At 42.0% G+C, this 13,755-nt stretch carries 17 protein-coding genes and 2 pseudogenes; 6 read left to right on the top strand and 13 right to left on the bottom strand.

The genetic code is table 11. The annotated features are described in order from the left end of the window. Window positions 1-14: 14 nt before the first annotated feature. The 4 genes from SOR_RS00390 to SOR_RS00375 form a co-directional block, all read right to left on the bottom strand. Window positions 15-779: a nucleoside phosphorylase gene (locus SOR_RS00390; protein WP_000615025.1), complete on the bottom strand. Its 765-nt coding sequence runs from the start codon at window positions 777-779 to the stop codon at window positions 15-17. A gap of 284 nt (window positions 780-1,063) precedes the next feature. Continuing rightward, the gene (locus SOR_RS00385; protein ID WP_000361924.1) at window positions 1,064-1,687 is read right to left on the bottom strand and encodes a TetR/AcrR family transcriptional regulator; all 624 of its coding nucleotides are present in this window, start codon (window positions 1,685-1,687) and stop codon (window positions 1,064-1,066) included. 39 nt (window positions 1,688-1,726) lie between these two features. Then, window positions 1,727-2,809 (bottom strand): ABC transporter permease, encoded by a 1,083-nt coding sequence (locus tag SOR_RS00380; RefSeq protein WP_001259049.1) that lies wholly within the window; start codon window positions 2,807-2,809, stop codon window positions 1,727-1,729. 1 nt (window position 2,810) lies between these two features. Next, window positions 2,811-3,527 carry an ABC transporter ATP-binding protein gene (locus SOR_RS00375; protein ID WP_000854374.1) on the bottom strand — a complete coding sequence of 239 codons (717 nt, stop codon included), beginning with the start codon at window positions 3,525-3,527 and terminating at the stop codon, window positions 2,811-2,813. A 228-nt stretch (window positions 3,528-3,755) separates the two neighbouring features. Here SOR_RS00375 and SOR_RS10435 point away from each other — a divergent pair. Beyond that, window positions 3,756-3,890, top strand: a pseudogene (locus SOR_RS10435) (low temperature requirement protein A); the annotation flags it as partial. Between the two features lie 61 nt (window positions 3,891-3,951). On the opposite strand, the gene SOR_RS00370 reads toward SOR_RS10435, so the two are convergent. Continuing rightward, window positions 3,952-5,202, bottom strand: coding sequence for a carbohydrate-binding domain-containing protein (locus SOR_RS00370; RefSeq protein ID WP_013670148.1), 1,251 nt, complete (start codon window positions 5,200-5,202; stop codon window positions 3,952-3,954). 201 nt (window positions 5,203-5,403) lie between these two features. On the opposite strand from SOR_RS00370, the gene SOR_RS00365 reads away from it, so the two are divergent. Beyond that, complete coding sequence (locus SOR_RS00365) at window positions 5,404-6,180, top strand: polyphosphate polymerase domain-containing protein (RefSeq protein WP_000803018.1); 777 nt, start codon at window positions 5,404-5,406, stop codon at window positions 6,178-6,180. Then, window positions 6,173-6,856, top strand: a complete 684-nt coding sequence (locus SOR_RS00360; protein WP_013670147.1) for a DUF4956 domain-containing protein — start codon at window positions 6,173-6,175, stop codon at window positions 6,854-6,856. Before SOR_RS00365 ends, SOR_RS00360 begins: the two co-directional genes overlap by 8 nt. 39 nt (window positions 6,857-6,895) lie before the next feature. Here the strand turns inward: SOR_RS00360 and SOR_RS00355 are convergent, their stop codons facing one another. Next, the gene (locus SOR_RS00355; protein WP_000135707.1) at window positions 6,896-7,459 is read right to left on the bottom strand and encodes a sugar O-acetyltransferase; all 564 of its coding nucleotides are present in this window, start codon (window positions 7,457-7,459) and stop codon (window positions 6,896-6,898) included. Between the two features lie 175 nt (window positions 7,460-7,634). On the opposite strand from SOR_RS00355, the gene SOR_RS00350 reads away from it, so the two are divergent. From SOR_RS00350 to SOR_RS00345, 3 genes and pseudogenes are all read left to right on the top strand, one after another. Further along, complete coding sequence (locus SOR_RS00350) at window positions 7,635-7,943, top strand: rhodanese-like domain-containing protein (protein ID WP_000468870.1); 309 nt, start codon at window positions 7,635-7,637, stop codon at window positions 7,941-7,943. Between the two features lie 9 nt (window positions 7,944-7,952). Further along, window positions 7,953-8,278 (top strand): annotated as a pseudogene (locus SOR_RS10415) (rhodanese-like domain-containing protein); the annotation flags it as partial. Then, window positions 8,268-8,564: a rhodanese-like domain-containing protein gene (locus SOR_RS00345; RefSeq protein WP_041170828.1), complete on the top strand. Its 297-nt coding sequence runs from the start codon at window positions 8,268-8,270 to the stop codon at window positions 8,562-8,564. The pseudogene SOR_RS10415 and the gene SOR_RS00345, both read left to right, overlap by 11 nt. Window positions 8,565-8,787: 223 nt before the next feature. On the opposite strand, the gene SOR_RS00340 is transcribed toward SOR_RS00345, so the two are convergent. The 7 genes from SOR_RS00340 to SOR_RS00310 all read right to left on the bottom strand — a co-directional run bounded on the left by SOR_RS00340 (window position 8,788) and on the right by SOR_RS00310 (window position 13,748). Continuing rightward, window positions 8,788-9,045, bottom strand: a complete 258-nt coding sequence (locus tag SOR_RS00340; protein WP_002880547.1) for a metal-sensitive transcriptional regulator — start codon at window positions 9,043-9,045, stop codon at window positions 8,788-8,790. Window positions 9,046-9,244: 199 nt separating this feature from the next. Next, a complete protein-coding gene (locus SOR_RS00335) occupies window positions 9,245-9,802 on the bottom strand; it encodes a DUF3592 domain-containing protein (RefSeq protein ID WP_001031651.1) in 558 nt (185 codons plus the stop codon). A gap of 75 nt (window positions 9,803-9,877) precedes the next feature. Continuing rightward, window positions 9,878-10,540, bottom strand: coding sequence for a hypothetical protein (locus SOR_RS00330; RefSeq protein ID WP_013670146.1), 663 nt, complete (start codon window positions 10,538-10,540; stop codon window positions 9,878-9,880). Window positions 10,541-10,542: 2 nt separating this feature from the next. Continuing rightward, entirely contained in the window at window positions 10,543-11,214 is a 672-nt protein-coding gene (locus SOR_RS00325) for a hypothetical protein (RefSeq protein WP_001226100.1), read from the bottom strand. Window positions 11,215-11,335: 121 nt separating this feature from the next. Continuing rightward, window positions 11,336-12,004: a hypothetical protein gene (locus tag SOR_RS00320; protein WP_001226450.1), complete on the bottom strand. Its 669-nt coding sequence runs from the start codon at window positions 12,002-12,004 to the stop codon at window positions 11,336-11,338. Window position 12,005: 1 nt separating this feature from the next. Next, entirely contained in the window at window positions 12,006-12,578 is a 573-nt protein-coding gene (locus SOR_RS00315; protein WP_000381575.1) for a hypothetical protein, read from the bottom strand. Window positions 12,579-12,893: 315 nt separating this feature from the next. Beyond that, entirely contained in the window at window positions 12,894-13,748 is an 855-nt protein-coding gene (locus SOR_RS00310; protein WP_000220442.1) for a VOC family protein, read from the bottom strand. Window positions 13,749-13,755: the final 7 nt, after the last annotated feature.

Raw genomic sequence — 13,755 nt, 5'->3', positions numbered from 1 at the left:
AACAGTCAGAACACTCACATGTGGTGCACAATGGCAAGACAGAGTTCGAGTGCCTTATCAAAAGCTTCAGAGCCCCAGTCACGACTGTCGTAGTTATCTAGATCCGCCAGGGAATCTGCAGTAAAGAGCAATTCCCCCCAGACAACACCACGTAGTTGGGCAACTGCCGCAAGAGCAGAGCACTCCATCTCCACAACAGCACAGCCTTCTTCCTTGCGATAGGCAACCTTTTCAGCCGTCTCTCGGTAAAAACCATCTGTCGTCCAGGTCATAACTTCCTCGTAAGGAATGCCTCTTTGTTCCAAGACTTGCTCAATGGCAGAGATAGCCTCAGTCTGCATCTCCATATAACGAGAAGGCGCTACATAGTGGTAGCTGGTTCCCTCATCTCGCAGAGCGCGAACAGGGACGAGAAAGGCATTTTCCTCTATATCGGCTAGGACACCACAGGTACCAGTGGAGATGATTTGCTCCACACCATAGCCAATCAACCAATCCATAAACTGGGCCGCTGGGGCAGAGCCCACGGGCGCCTGGGCTAGACAGATCTCCTCGCCCTTGTAATTGATGACATATACAGGATAGGTCTTGGTGGCCGAAACGAACTCACCAACACACTCCGCCCCTACTTCCTGAGCATAGCGGTCAATCTCTTCCTCCAAAAACGCATAGATGCACTTCTTTGGCAACTTTAAATCTAGCCCCTCATGTGTTGGCATAAGGACCGCCTGGGGATTGTCATCAAACTCTAAAATGGGAATCGCATGTTTCTGAATCATCGTCCACCTCCTCTAATTTTGTACTATTGTATCAAAAGCTGACGAAGTGTCAAGGAGTCGACTTTAGCAAGCCAGAAAACTCCTCTTCCATACATTTAAGAAATCGTTGCACTGCTGGAGAGGTCGGTTTCTGTTTTAGTAAAGTGATTGAGGACTATCACCAAAATACCAAATTCAATAATAAAAAAGCACAAATCTGCATCAGGTAATGTATACCCTTTTATATTATCTTGTACAAGAAGCCAAACCAATAGAATCTAGCCTCCATTTTGTCTAGGCCTACTCTATTTCCACAAACCACCTAAAATCTGTTTTTCTAATAAGTCTAGATCTTCTTCCTTTATTTCTCCGTTGTCACTAACGATATAAAGCTGAGCGAAGTAAGCCAACAACGGGCCAACACAAATACGAACCATTTGAGGAATCGTTAACTCTGGATTTACACGTGGATCTGCTAGCAATTCCTTATGAAGCACTCGAAGTTTATCTTGAATAGCATTCCAGATAAAAATCTGTTCATTTTTTAGTTTTTTATTTGAAAAACTCTCCTGCAGAATGATTTTCATCAAAGCACGATTTTTTTTGAGATAGCTCATACGATCATGGACGAGATAACGAACCCTCTCTTCTGTCGTTTCAAAAGCTAAGAGTTCCTCAAAAAAACTACCAAAAATGCCTGGGACTACAGGATGTAAAATAGCCGTCAGTAAATCATCCTTCGTCTTAAAATACTTAAACAAAGTTGCCTGGCTTAGTCCAGCACGCTCAGCTATGTGAAGAGTTGAGGTCCCATGGTAACTCCTGGTTGATATGAGATCCACTGCTGCCTGCATGATTTTTTTCTTTCCTTGAGGGTAATTCGCTTCTTCTAAGTAATCTTCAAACGATTCAAAAACAGTCTTATCCATCTAATCTTCACACCTTTTTAGCATTATTTATGTTGATTTCTAAACTTTACGATAACGACGCAATCCAACAATATTAAGAATTGTTAAAATGATCAAGAAAATCATTAAAACACCAAGATTTGACAAAATATCACCAAGATTGTGCCCGTAAAGAATAATCTGGCTTATTGCATCACCAGAATAGGTTAATGGCAAAAATTTCCCCACAGTTAGAGCCCATTCTCCCATGGATGACAATGGAATAATCCCTGAGAAAAAAAGTTGGGGCATAATCACGAGAGGAATAAATTGCATCATTTGGAATTCTGATTTTGCTAAAGTAGACAAGAGAATTCCAAAAGCTAGTGCTACAAGAGCCAGTACCACATTAACTATTATAACATTTAAAATACTTCCTACAACTTCTACATCTAGTAGCCAAATTGCTGCTAAAACGACAACTGCCGTTTGAAAAATCGCAATAATACCGTAAGACAACATATAGCCATAGACGATTTCAGATCGTTTCACTGGTGTTGCTAACAAACGTTCTAGTGTTCCACTGGTGCGCTCTTTCAAAAGCGCCATACCTGAAATCAAAAAGACAAAGAAGAAAACTACAAAACCTATCAAAACCGGAATCATGCTGGTAAAGAAGCTTGTATTTTCATCTCCATACTGGTAAGACTCCTTGATTTCTGGTGTTTTTGCGTCCGAGTCCAATTGTGGAAGAGCTTGTTTAACACGAGATACTAACTGATCGGTGCCTTCACTGGCGATACTCGTTCGTAACACTTGTCGTGTCATAGTTGTTTTAGAAGCATCCGTATTTGCGTAGTCGACCTGATACTCACCGTTTTTATAAGAAATCACAGCATCGACTTTTTCATTTGCTAGCGCTTCTTTGGCTTGATCTAAGTCTTGATAAGTCTCGACGTCCACATGATCGAGCTCATCCATTTTCGTTACCAAACCAGTTGGTAGATCCTGTGTTGCTAACTTGACATTCACGGTTGTACTAGCTGAAAACATGAGGTTCATCAACCACATGATAAAAACAGGTGCTATAAACATCAGGGCTAGAGTTCGTTTGTCACGAAGTAATTCTTTGATGACTTTTTTTGCAATCGCTATTGTTCTCATTTTACTCACCTTCTGCTTTTAAAAATACTTCTTCAATACTTGAAACTTGATAACTATCTTTTAAGTGTTGCGGTGTATCAAAAGCAATGATTTTTCCACCTAATAATAAGCCGACCTTATCCGTTAACTCTGCTTCATCCATAACATGGGTAGTAACTAATATCCCTACCCCATTGTCTCTAAGCGCGAATAATTCTTTCCAGATTTTCTTTCGAAGAGAAGGGTCGATTCCAACTGTCGGTTCGTCCAAAATCAAGAGTTGAGGATTTCCTAAAAGCGCGATAGCCAGTGACAAACGCCGTTTCATTCCTCCAGAATAACCAGATACCGCCTTGTTTAAGTAGTCTGTCAGATCTACTACTTGAGCTATATGAGCTATTTCCGCCTTCAGGTCTTTTTTAGAAAGCCCCTTTAGCTGACCAAAAAATTCCAGATTTTCTTGACCTGACAAAGCCTCATATAAGGCATCTGACTGGGCCATATAGCCAATATCTCCTAAAATATGGCGATTCGGCATAGTGTGATTTAACACTAAAGCTACGCCTCCATCAGCCTTTTCCATTCCTAACGTAGTCTTAATCATAGTTGATTTACCAGCACCAGACGGACCAATTAATCCTATAATTTCTCCTGGCTGCAATTCAAAGCTGACATGATTCAGAACTATTTGATGGTCAAAAGATTTTACTAAATCTTGTAAATGTAGTAATGTTTTCATTTACTTCCCCCTTTGGTGAGTGCTTACTCACTTACTAAATATAAACCCATTATAGTGAGTGATTACTCACTTGTCAAGAGAAAGGGTTAAATTCTTTAAAAAATAAAACACCAGATTCGTATCTGATGTTTATAATGCATATGTCTTATTTCTAAAAATGTTTTTGAACTTCCTCTCTATACTCCGAAATGGTCTTTCCTGTCCACTTTTTAAAGGCCTATTCTTCCTCTGCTTTTCTCAGCCAATCCTACCATCGTCATTGCTATCGCAACTCTAATGACCTTGGCGATGGAAATTCATTTTACTCATTTTTATATGAAACAGACTAAGAAATTTTCAAGACCTAATTGGGAGTTGTTTTAGCTATAATCCATCTCTCAAACATAAAAACTCTCCCTTCTCTTTCGAGAAAGGAGATTCTTTTTTATCCTCGTCCGCCAGGGGCTGGACCGCCAGGACCACCATTTCCTTGAGGGCCTTCATTTGGTCCACCGCCTCCAGGCATAGAGTTGACGATTTCCGTTTGTTTTTCGCCGTTGAGATAGATATCCCCGCCTGTGTAGGTCGCTGTTCCATCAAAGTCAAAACCTGTTTGACCAATCATTTTAATGGTTCCACCTGTAACCGTGATATCCCCGTTTGAGTCGATTGGGTCTGTATCCCCTTGACCAACTTCTACTGTCAGGTTCCCACCGTTCATGGCAAAGAAAATCTCACTTTGTTGAGCATTTTTGTTAGCCGCATTGACACCATCATCTGTCGCATAGACATTTATATCGCCGTCGTTTATGGTGATGGATTTTCCTTCTATCCCTTCTGTTGAATTCTTGACGGTATAGGTACCGCTATCAATCACTAGGTTACCAGAAGCGTGAATTCCATCATCTCCTGCTGTGACGGTGATGTTGTTGTTGGATAGGTACATGGTTCCGACTGAAGTATCCTCGTCATTGTCCACCTTTACGCCATCTTCCTGGGCATCGATAGTCATGGTCGTACCAGTGATGTTGAGTTCATCATTGACATTAAAGGCATCGCCAACTGCTGTGATGTTATAGGTTCCACCCGTGATGTGGAGGGTGTCGTTAGCCTTGATACCATTGTTTTTCTTGCCATCTACATTGAGAGTTCCTTTCCCGTTGATGGTCAAATCCACCTTAGAAAAGAGAGCTGCGTTTGCTTTTTCGTCGCTGTTAGAGCTTGAGTCAGAGAGACTGTTGGTGGTTCCCTCTGCTAAAGTCAAGTAGACATGGCCAGCTGATGTCGCAGATATCGCTGCATTGGTATTGGTCATGGTCGCTCCTTTTAGGACTAGATGAACATCTGCAGACTTATCTACCTCGACCTTGATTTGCACTCCGTCAGACTGACCTGAAATCACATAGGTTCCAGATTTTGTGATGGTCACTGTTGATTCAGAGACGACTGTCACTCCATCTCCAGAGACGTTTGCAGATGAGCCAGATAGCTCAATTTTAGAAGCTGTGCTTTCATCATAAGAAGTATCATAGTCCTTCTCTGTAAAATAGGAAGATTGGTTTGTCTTTGTTGCAGTTGTTGTGGCACTATTTGTCGTTGCATTGGTATTGGATGTAGTTGTTGACTGGGCACATGCTGCCATCAGCACCATTGCCGTTAAACTCGTTGCGAGTAGGGTCCATTTTTTTGATTTCATAGCTTTTTCCTCTCCTTCGTATGATATAGCTAGACAGTCTACAGAAGATTCCTGAAACAAAACTAAAACTTTTCTGAAAGTTTCCTTAAATTCAGTTTCAGTTAAGTTTCGCTTAATAAAACTTTTAGAAATGTCCTCTAGACTTGTTCCAAGCAAGTTTACCTTGTTTAATCTATGATTTATCTAAAGGAGAAATTGCTTATGAAACCCCTAGAAACAAGCTTTGAACGGATCGAAACCAAGTACCTGGTCTCTAAAACAGACCTACACGATTTAATAGAAGATTTGAAAGACTACCTCGTCGAGGACGACTATCCGACTTCGACTATTTCCAATATCTACTTTGATACAGAAGATTTTCAGCTCATCCAAGACTCTCTGCAGGATCAGCATAAGAAGGAAAAAATCCGTATGCGAACCTATCTCGCGCAACCAAGCGCTAACAGCCCCGTCTTTCTAGAAATCAAGTCAAAAGATGATGCCGGTGTCGGTCACAAGCACCGCGTCCTGGCCCAGTCAGATACCATCACCCAACTCATCACCAAGGGTTGGGGAGAAGACCTGATCAAAGATAGCTTTCTGGTAGCAGAGGTTCAAAAGCTACGCCAACGCTACAGTGAAGATCTCAAACCGCGTATCTATATCTCTTATGACCGTTTTTCACTAAAAGAAAAAAAGAAAATCCCAGGATCCCCCTACCAGAAAATTCGTGTCACTCTTGACCAAAATCTGACCTATCGTGATAAACAGGTCTGCCTATTCGCTGACAAAAAAGGTCTGCCTCTCTTAGAAGACGAACTGGTCATCATGGAAATCAAAGCGCCTGGTGACAAACCACAATGGCTACAGGATATCCTTGATAAGTATGGGCTAGTAGAGCAAAAATTCTCAAAATACTCCTGCGCCTACCATAAATCACAGGGACTGGCCTATGCACCTCAACCTATCGGAGAAAGTGTAGGTAATGCTTATGTCTAATCTTTTTAACTCTATTTTCAACGACGCAACCGCCACTGCTGACCCCCTCCAACTCCTACTCGCCCTCGTCGTCAGCCTTTTTCTAGGACTAGCACTCAGCTGGGCCTACAAGCAACGGACTCTTTACACACGGGAATTTGTCATCAGTTTGACCCTTTTACCTTGTTTGATGACGCTGGTTATCTTCCTCGTCAATGGTAGTCTCGGAACGTCCATTGCAGTGGCAGGGACCTTTAGTCTCATTCGTTTTCGTTCTGCAACGAGTGGCTCTCGAGAGCTAATCGCTATCTTTCTAGCCATGATCATCGGTCTGGCGGCAGGGACAGGCTACCTTCTCTTAGCCGTTCTCTTCACGGTCTTTATCCTAGGTATTTGGCTCCTTTTGGAAAAACAACAGAGCAAGAGCAATCACCAACGTCGTAGACTCTTGACCATCACACTTCCCAATAAAGAAGACCGCCTAGATACTATCCAGGTCGCGCTGGATCAATTTTGCACCGAGTCTGACCTTATCTCAGTAGATACCAGCAACGCTGGTGAATCCTTGCAAACCGTCTACGAAGTCGATCTTAATCCTCAAGTAGACGACTTCCAACTGACAAGCTACCTGACAAGCAAGATTTCTCAGTGCAATGTCTCCTTGACCAAGAAAGCCAAAAAGAAGAAAAATTTATAAGACTAAAGCTCATAAAAAGAACAGCTTGGGCTGTTCTTTTTAGTTTTCTTTTACTGGGATTTCCTTGATAACACGCGCAGGATTCCCACCTAGGACAACATTGTCGCCAAAGGACTTGGTAATCACGGCCCCTGCTCCTGCAACGACATTATTTCCCAGTGTCACTCCAGGAAGGACAATGACGCTACCTCCAGCCCAGAAATTATCTCCAATGGTGATGGGCTTGCCGTATTCGACCCCTGAATTGCGTTCATCCGGATCCAGTGGATGGAGTGGGGTTAAAAACTGACAGTTGGGGCCAAGCATGGCGTTGTTCCCGATGCGAATCGGACAAACATCCAGCATAGTCAAGTTCCAATTAGAATAAAAATTTTCCCCTAGATGGATATTGACACCGTAGTCCACCACCAAGCGTGGATTGACATAGAGATTTTGCCCAGTTGAGCCAAACCAAGTCTTGATAATATTCGCTCCCTTCAAGGGATCTTCTTCCTTGTTAAAGGCAGCCTGTTTTTGGCGAGAAGCTTGTGCCAAGACACGCAACTCTGGGTCCGACGGACGGTAAGGCTCCCCTGCTATCATTTTCTGGTATTCGCTAGCCATCTTATCACCTCACACTTACTTTGGACTCATCATATCAAAAAGCCTTTGAAAGGTCAAGAATAGCCTGCTTTCTAGACTCTCGAAACTAATTCCCTCCCAAGTCAAAACAACTTGCTTGACAAAAGCTTGACTTCATGGTTTAATATACCCCATAAGGGTATATTTGGAGGTGCCTATGTTTCACTTATTATTTACAAAAATTGACAGTATTTCGACCAGCGAGTTAGAAGCTAAACTCAGAGAACCGATTCAGCTACTGGATGTTCGGACGCCTATAGAATTCCGTAGGGGTCATATCAAAAACGCCAAGAATGTCCCTCTAACCGAAATCGGATCTTATACACCAGCGACAAAAGAAACACTTTATGTCATTTGTCATTCTGGTGTACGAAGCAAACTAGCTGCGAAAAAGCTTAAGAAAAAAGGCTATGATGTCATCAATGTCCGAGGCGGTATGAGCGCTTGGACAGGTAAGGTCATCTAGAAGCATAAAATGGGCTACGTAGCCTTGAACCTTATCGAAGGTCTGAGCGATAATATCCAATGGTACCAGCTCGAAGACGAACTGACTAAGGGAAAGAAATTCCTTGATGTACGGACAAGTGGCGAATTCCAAAGTGGTCGACTTAAGGTTGACACCATCCACATCCCCCTAAGCGAACTATGGGAGAACTTGGATGAACCAGACAAGAACCAGGCCTACATCGCTATATTGCAAAGAACAGCCTCCAGCAGGCAGGATTTACCGTCCAAAGCCTTGATGGCGCTTATTCACAATATAAAATGGCTAATCCAGAAGGAGTCAAATATGGAAACTAGTATCAGCATGGCTGACTTTTATGAAAAATACCTAAATGAAAATCTAAATCTTATCGATGTACGTGAAGTGCATGAATTCCAAGCAGGACATGCACCAAGTGCCAAAAATCTTCCGTTAAGTACCTTGGAGCAAGGTTACAAAGAACTCAAACCTGACCAGGAATACCATGTCATCTGTCAAGGTGGAGTGCGATCCGCATCTGCTTGTGAATTTCTAAGCGCCCAAGGCCTCACCGTTATCAATGTAGAAGGTGGTATGAATGCTTGGCCCGGTCAAGTAGAATAATGAAAAAACCGATTAAGTTCCTTAATCGGTTTTTTCATTTCTGCAACCCACTGATATAGGATTCGTAGCCCGTCGCTTCTATAAAACGAAGCAAATTGATGGTATCTAAAAAGAGGTTTGCTCATTGGTATTTGGGGGAAATCATCCGTTTGTCCGACATGATTTTTTTGTCGGAACAAACTTAAATACCTTTGTCTGCATTGTTTATCAATAGCAAATTAGTTTATTTTCGTTTAATCAGGTATCGGATGGCCTTTTCTAGGCGTTCCTTTTGAGCCTCGGGGTCGTCTAGTGGTTGGTTGATACAGTCAGTGAGATTTTCAGTAATGATCATCTCAATCACGCGCTCAACGCTAGATTTCACTGCTGTCAACTGCGTAACAATATCTGCGCAGTCACGATCTTCTTCAATCATCTTTTGAATCCCACGCAACTGACCCTCTGAACGTTTCAGGCGTGTTATATACTTTGAGTTTGTCATTGATTTATCCTTGGTCACTTTTTCTTCATTATATCTCGAATAAGGGGCTTTGTCAAAATTCACTTCCTGTCTGTATTTGTAGGAGGCAACCTTTTCTCTGTATCGGATAGAAAAGATTGATAAGCATGGAAATGGAAAAGAAACTCTGTCCTCCTTGAAGCTCGATGGGAAATTAAATTTCCTATTAACCAACTGACCTTTATGCGTATATCTTGGACAAATTGGACAAAAAGGCTAGGATCACTATCCCATAGACTATAACTAGAGCCAGCCCAAATCCGATACCAAACCACTTGTAAAACTTGTTCATTCCGCTGTAACGTTCGACATAGGCCCTGGTCGGCTTGTCTGGATCATACCAGACTGTCAGCTCCGAATGAAGGGGGAAATGGGTCTGCATCAAGCGTTTGAAGGAAACAAAGGAGTTGCTGTAGCGAGTGATTGAAGGTGCCAGCATATCTTCTCTTGTATAGTCCTTTAAAAATTTAGTAGTCCCCCACGGAATTGTGACCGTTTTGAACATAAAATACTGCAAGGTTTTCTTATAAGCAATCCCATCCACCGTGTATTCGACGATAGGTGGATACCCCTCACGAAAACGGCTATAGCCGATAACCGTTCCAGAAACGGATGACTTGGCAAGGCGGACCAACTTCTGATCTCGAAGATAGAGGAAAAGAAAGGTCCCACACACAAATACAAAAGATAGGAAGATGACGATTGTCCCAACTATCAAACCAATCACTTCTTTATTCATATGAACTCCTCCTGTTATTCTATACGGTAAAATCCCAAAACTAACTCGTCCAGAAGGACATTGAAGTCCTCGAGTCTATTCCTCGGATTTTTCTTTTGACTGTTTTTCTCTCAAATCTTTCACAGATTTCGATATGATATCTCTCACCTGTTCGTCAGTAAGTCCTGGAATCTGGTAATAAGGATTATTGGATTCGCTTTTTGACGGCTTTGTTCCTGAACTTTCGGTTTTAGAACTTTGTTCAGTCGAAGACGAGGATTTCGGCTCTGAGGAACTGGATTCTTTGGTCTTAGAGGAACTCGACGACTCAGACTCAGAAGGCTTGGACGTTTCAGGCGTGTTAAAATCAAGTTTAGGCGGATTGTTTACTTGGACGTTCGACTGTTTCACAGGTTTATAAAATAGCCCAAAAGACAACAGCAAGGCCATCAAGATCCCAATACCAGCCAAGGTTCTTTTATTGGCTTCAGCCGAGGGAACCCTTACTCCCTGTGTGCTGAGTATTTTCCATTCTGGATGCTCTTTTTCTATAGCTTTTTTCTGCCTCCTAAGAGGACCAAGTAGAAAATGATTAAAAGGCACAATCGTTACCATAGCCACCGTTACAAGCGGGACATAATTGGAATGACTTGATACCAGTAGAACATCGAGTATAGCGAGAAGAATGAAGAGGAAACGCCCCACAAACTTACGAACTTGATGCTCTTTTTTGATTTGCAAATATCTCTCTTGTGACATTATCATTCCCTCTTTTCTATTTCTTCCCTAAATATTACTTTCCCCTGTTCATACTTTCGCACAGCTAAGAGCCAGCGGATAGGGTTGTTTTGGAATAAGAAAAGGTACAACAAGGCAGGAAAGAGACCTGCTAAAGGCGAGAAAAAGATTTGTATATCAAATGCCTCTTGCTTATTGAATGAGTCAATAGTGCCCGGAATTGCAGCAGCAAATATTACTATAGTAGTCATAAAAACTAGTAGCATGACAATCATAAAAGCCAACATTTTCGCAAACGTCGCTTTTTTCTCACTAAAATTTTCCCAGAACAAATTTGAATAAACTGCTTCTTTAAACTCTTTCTTTGTTGCTCCTTGGACTCGTTTCACTCCTTTATATAAGGCGACTTCCATCATCCATATAAATCCAAATAGGATAAAGGAAAGACAAAGAATAAAAATAGGAACCATCCCACTATTATAACGAAGGCCTGAGAAAATTGGTATTGCAACAAATCCTCCGAGTAAACCTAACAAAGAGAATATAGCAATTAAAGGAGCAATCCCCCTATTCGATCTCCTAGCCCCTTCTGTATTTAACAAGGCACTCTTATCTGCTACAAGAGCCTCTTTTGTTCGCGTATTATAGTAAACGGCCTTATCACCGCTCTGTCCAATAAAAATTATTTTTCTCATATAAAATCACCACAGTTTTCACTAATCACTATAATCAGAAACTTCAATTTTATCATAGGTTGTTGATAAAACATCACCATCACCAACCACTGGTAATGGTAATAGCGTTTCTCTCGTGTTTCTAGTTCTTCTCTTCCCTAAATAATACTTTCCCCTGCTTGTATTTTCGTACGTCTAACAGCCAGCGGATAGGGTTGTTTTGGAACAAGAGCAGTACGACACTAATTGGGACGATCGTTGCTCCGATTGGCACCATGAACATCGACGGCTCAAACCATTCATGTTCATAGTAGGGAATGAAGGTCCCAGGTATGGCAAAGAACACAACAATAACAAAAACAAATAGAAGAACGAGGATAACAAATAGATACAAGATGATTTTATCGACTGTTGGTTCCTTATCTGGAGACTTCCTCCAAAAAGTACTACTTTCAACAGCATCTTTAAACTGCTCTTCACTTGCTGGGACAAGCGACTTAGCCCCACTGTAGAAGAGTTTTTCAAATCCATAAACACTTCCGATAAAAACGAAAAGGATTGCGGCTAGATGGATAGGTGCCATCCACTCACTCAATCTAAAGGGTGCTATCAAGGAACGAATCCAAATACCGATAATAGCAACTAGCAAGAAAGCAAAGAAGACAACCCAAGGCCACTTGGATTTCTTTGAACTGATGGCGCCTTCACTATCTGGCAAGTTGCTATATTCTGTCGCTAAAGCCTCTCTCGTCCTTGTGTTATAGTAGACGGATTGCTGGCATCCTTGGCCTATATAAATGATTTTTCTCATCTTACATTTCTCCCTCTTTTCCTCGGCTATCGTCCTGTAATATCTCCATCAGCTCCTTGAACAGTCGTTTGCGCGTTTTCATCTGAAAATCATAGACCATATATGTAAGAATACCAATCCCTAACATGTACATAAGTAAAAACTGAAAATCAGAAACAGCCAGATAACGATAGGCTGAAAAAATCGTTATTAAAACAAAAATGTAGCCAACTACTGTCAACGCCCTAGATTTTCTCCTAAGTGTTTTGATATTGGCTTTTGTCAGCCGAACTTTTCTAAATCTATCTGTCTTCATGTTGCGTCGGGTAGACTTGGCAAGGAGAATGGTCCCGAAAACCAAAAACAGAGACATCAGGATAAAGAAGATTAGATTAAGAGGGGATGAGACATCTCCAAAGGTTTGGTTGAGCAACTTTGACAACCGTTGCAAGGAATAGATTGCAATAGGGGCTGCAATGGCTGAATAATTTATGCCTTGTTTTACACTGTAGAATACTTGATTCTTCAGATCATAATAGATAAAAGAGTCCTCCAGAGGGCCCATACTGATTAAATTTTTTACACTTGTGTCCATCTATTTCCCGTCTCCTAAACTCAATACGGATGTTCAAACAGAGTTCTACTTTCTCTTAAAAGCATCGTGACAACGATTGCCAGCATTCTAGCCCATTTTCGGCGTTTGCCTTCCTAGAGAAAGAAAAGTTTATTAGTATTATAGCATGAACCCCCAGAAAAGGGAAAATATCCCCGATAGATAGATAGATTGGCTAGAGTCAAAAAAGGCTTCGTCATTCCATAAAAAAGCGAACAAGTCCGCATTCTAAAAACAGAATGCGAGCTTATCCGCCTTTTTCTATGTCTCTAAAGTAAATGATGTGTTTTCCTCGTCTCATCGTGCCAAGCGAATGCGGGTCACAATCCCATCTGGGTCTACAAGATCCAGTTCACTCGAATTTAGCCATTTGATCGGTGCTTCTAGCTCTTGTGCTTGCTGAACGATGTCCAAGAGTTCTTCCTTTCTTTCGACCTCAAGGACGTAGTAGGCCAAGCCTGGCAAGCCTTGCTCACGCGGAGCCAGACCTTTTCCAGCCCATTCGTTAACAGCCAGGTGGTGATGGTACTGACCTGCCGCTATCCAACTAGCACTCGGAATACTAAATTTATCCTCTAGCCCCAACACTTTTTGATAAAACCGACTCGCCGCGTGGCTATCCTTAACCGATAGATGGATATGCCCCATTCTCGTCCCTTCCGCTAGGATAAAGGGATCCACCTTTTCCCCTAACTCATAGATGTCCTGTGCCGCAAGGGCTTCGGTCACACCGATAATACGACCGTCTTCTCGAATATCCCATGAAGACACTGGCTTATCACGGTAGAGTTCAATGCCATTTCCTTCCAAATCCTCCAGATAAAGGGCTTCACTGTATCCATGATCTGCACCCCCGACCAGAGGAATACGCAAATCACTTAGGTGTTTCAAGACATCTGCCAAAGCTTTTCGTGTCGGCAACAAAATCGCCAGATGGTAGAGCCCATAATGCTCCCTTACTTCGCCAGACTTTTCTGCCTGAATCAAGTGGACCAAGGCTTTTCTACCTAGTCCCAAAATCGCTTCTGCCTCCGTTTGCGATAAAATCTCCAAGCCAATAGTCTGATGATAAAAAGCCGTTTGACTCTTCAAATCCTTGACATTTAAAACCGCCTCTGCTAGGTAAATGTGGCTTTGGTAAGCATAAGTCATAGGGTGT

It is taken from the genome of Streptococcus oralis Uo5 (genome assembly GCF_000253155.1).
GTDB lineage: Bacteria > Bacillota > Bacilli > Lactobacillales > Streptococcaceae > Streptococcus > Streptococcus oralis_L.
The sequence above is the reverse complement of the archived record's forward strand: the minus strand, read 5'-3'. Positions and strand labels throughout refer to the sequence as shown.

Coding starts and splice junctions, on each gene's coding strand:
- SOR_RS00385 (WP_000361924.1), bottom strand. CDS start 1,687: ATGGATAAGACTGTTTTTGAATCGTTTGAAGATTACTTAGAAGAAGCG.
- SOR_RS00320 (WP_001226450.1), bottom strand. CDS start 12,004: ATGAGAAAAATCATTTATATAGGCCAAGGATGCCAGCAATCCGTCTAC.
- SOR_RS00345 (WP_041170828.1), top strand. CDS start 8,268: ATGGAAACTAGTATCAGCATGGCTGACTTTTATGAAAAATACCTAAAT.
- SOR_RS00365 (WP_000803018.1), top strand. CDS start 5,404: ATGAAACCCCTAGAAACAAGCTTTGAACGGATCGAAACCAAGTACCTG.
- SOR_RS00355 (WP_000135707.1), bottom strand. CDS start 7,459: ATGGCTAGCGAATACCAGAAAATGATAGCAGGGGAGCCTTACCGTCCG.
- SOR_RS00310 (WP_000220442.1), bottom strand. CDS start 13,748: ATGACTTATGCTTACCAAAGCCACATTTACCTAGCAGAGGCGGTTTTA.
- SOR_RS00350 (WP_000468870.1), top strand. CDS start 7,635: ATGTTTCACTTATTATTTACAAAAATTGACAGTATTTCGACCAGCGAG.
- SOR_RS00390 (WP_000615025.1), bottom strand. CDS start 779: ATGATTCAGAAACATGCGATTCCCATTTTAGAGTTTGATGACAATCCC.
- SOR_RS00380 (WP_001259049.1), bottom strand. CDS start 2,809: ATGAGAACAATAGCGATTGCAAAAAAAGTCATCAAAGAATTACTTCGT.
- SOR_RS00335 (WP_001031651.1), bottom strand. CDS start 9,802: ATGAATAAAGAAGTGATTGGTTTGATAGTTGGGACAATCGTCATCTTC.
- SOR_RS00370 (WP_013670148.1), bottom strand. CDS start 5,202: ATGAAATCAAAAAAATGGACCCTACTCGCAACGAGTTTAACGGCAATG.
- SOR_RS00330 (WP_013670146.1), bottom strand. CDS start 10,540: ATGTCACAAGAGAGATATTTGCAAATCAAAAAAGAGCATCAAGTTCGT.
- SOR_RS00375 (WP_000854374.1), bottom strand. CDS start 3,527: ATGAAAACATTACTACATTTACAAGATTTAGTAAAATCTTTTGACCAT.
- SOR_RS00325 (WP_001226100.1), bottom strand. CDS start 11,214: ATGAGAAAAATAATTTTTATTGGACAGAGCGGTGATAAGGCCGTTTAC.
- SOR_RS00315 (WP_000381575.1), bottom strand. CDS start 12,578: ATGGACACAAGTGTAAAAAATTTAATCAGTATGGGCCCTCTGGAGGAC.
- SOR_RS00360 (WP_013670147.1), top strand. CDS start 6,173: ATGTCTAATCTTTTTAACTCTATTTTCAACGACGCAACCGCCACTGCT.
- SOR_RS00340 (WP_002880547.1), bottom strand. CDS start 9,045: ATGACAAACTCAAAGTATATAACACGCCTGAAACGTTCAGAGGGTCAG.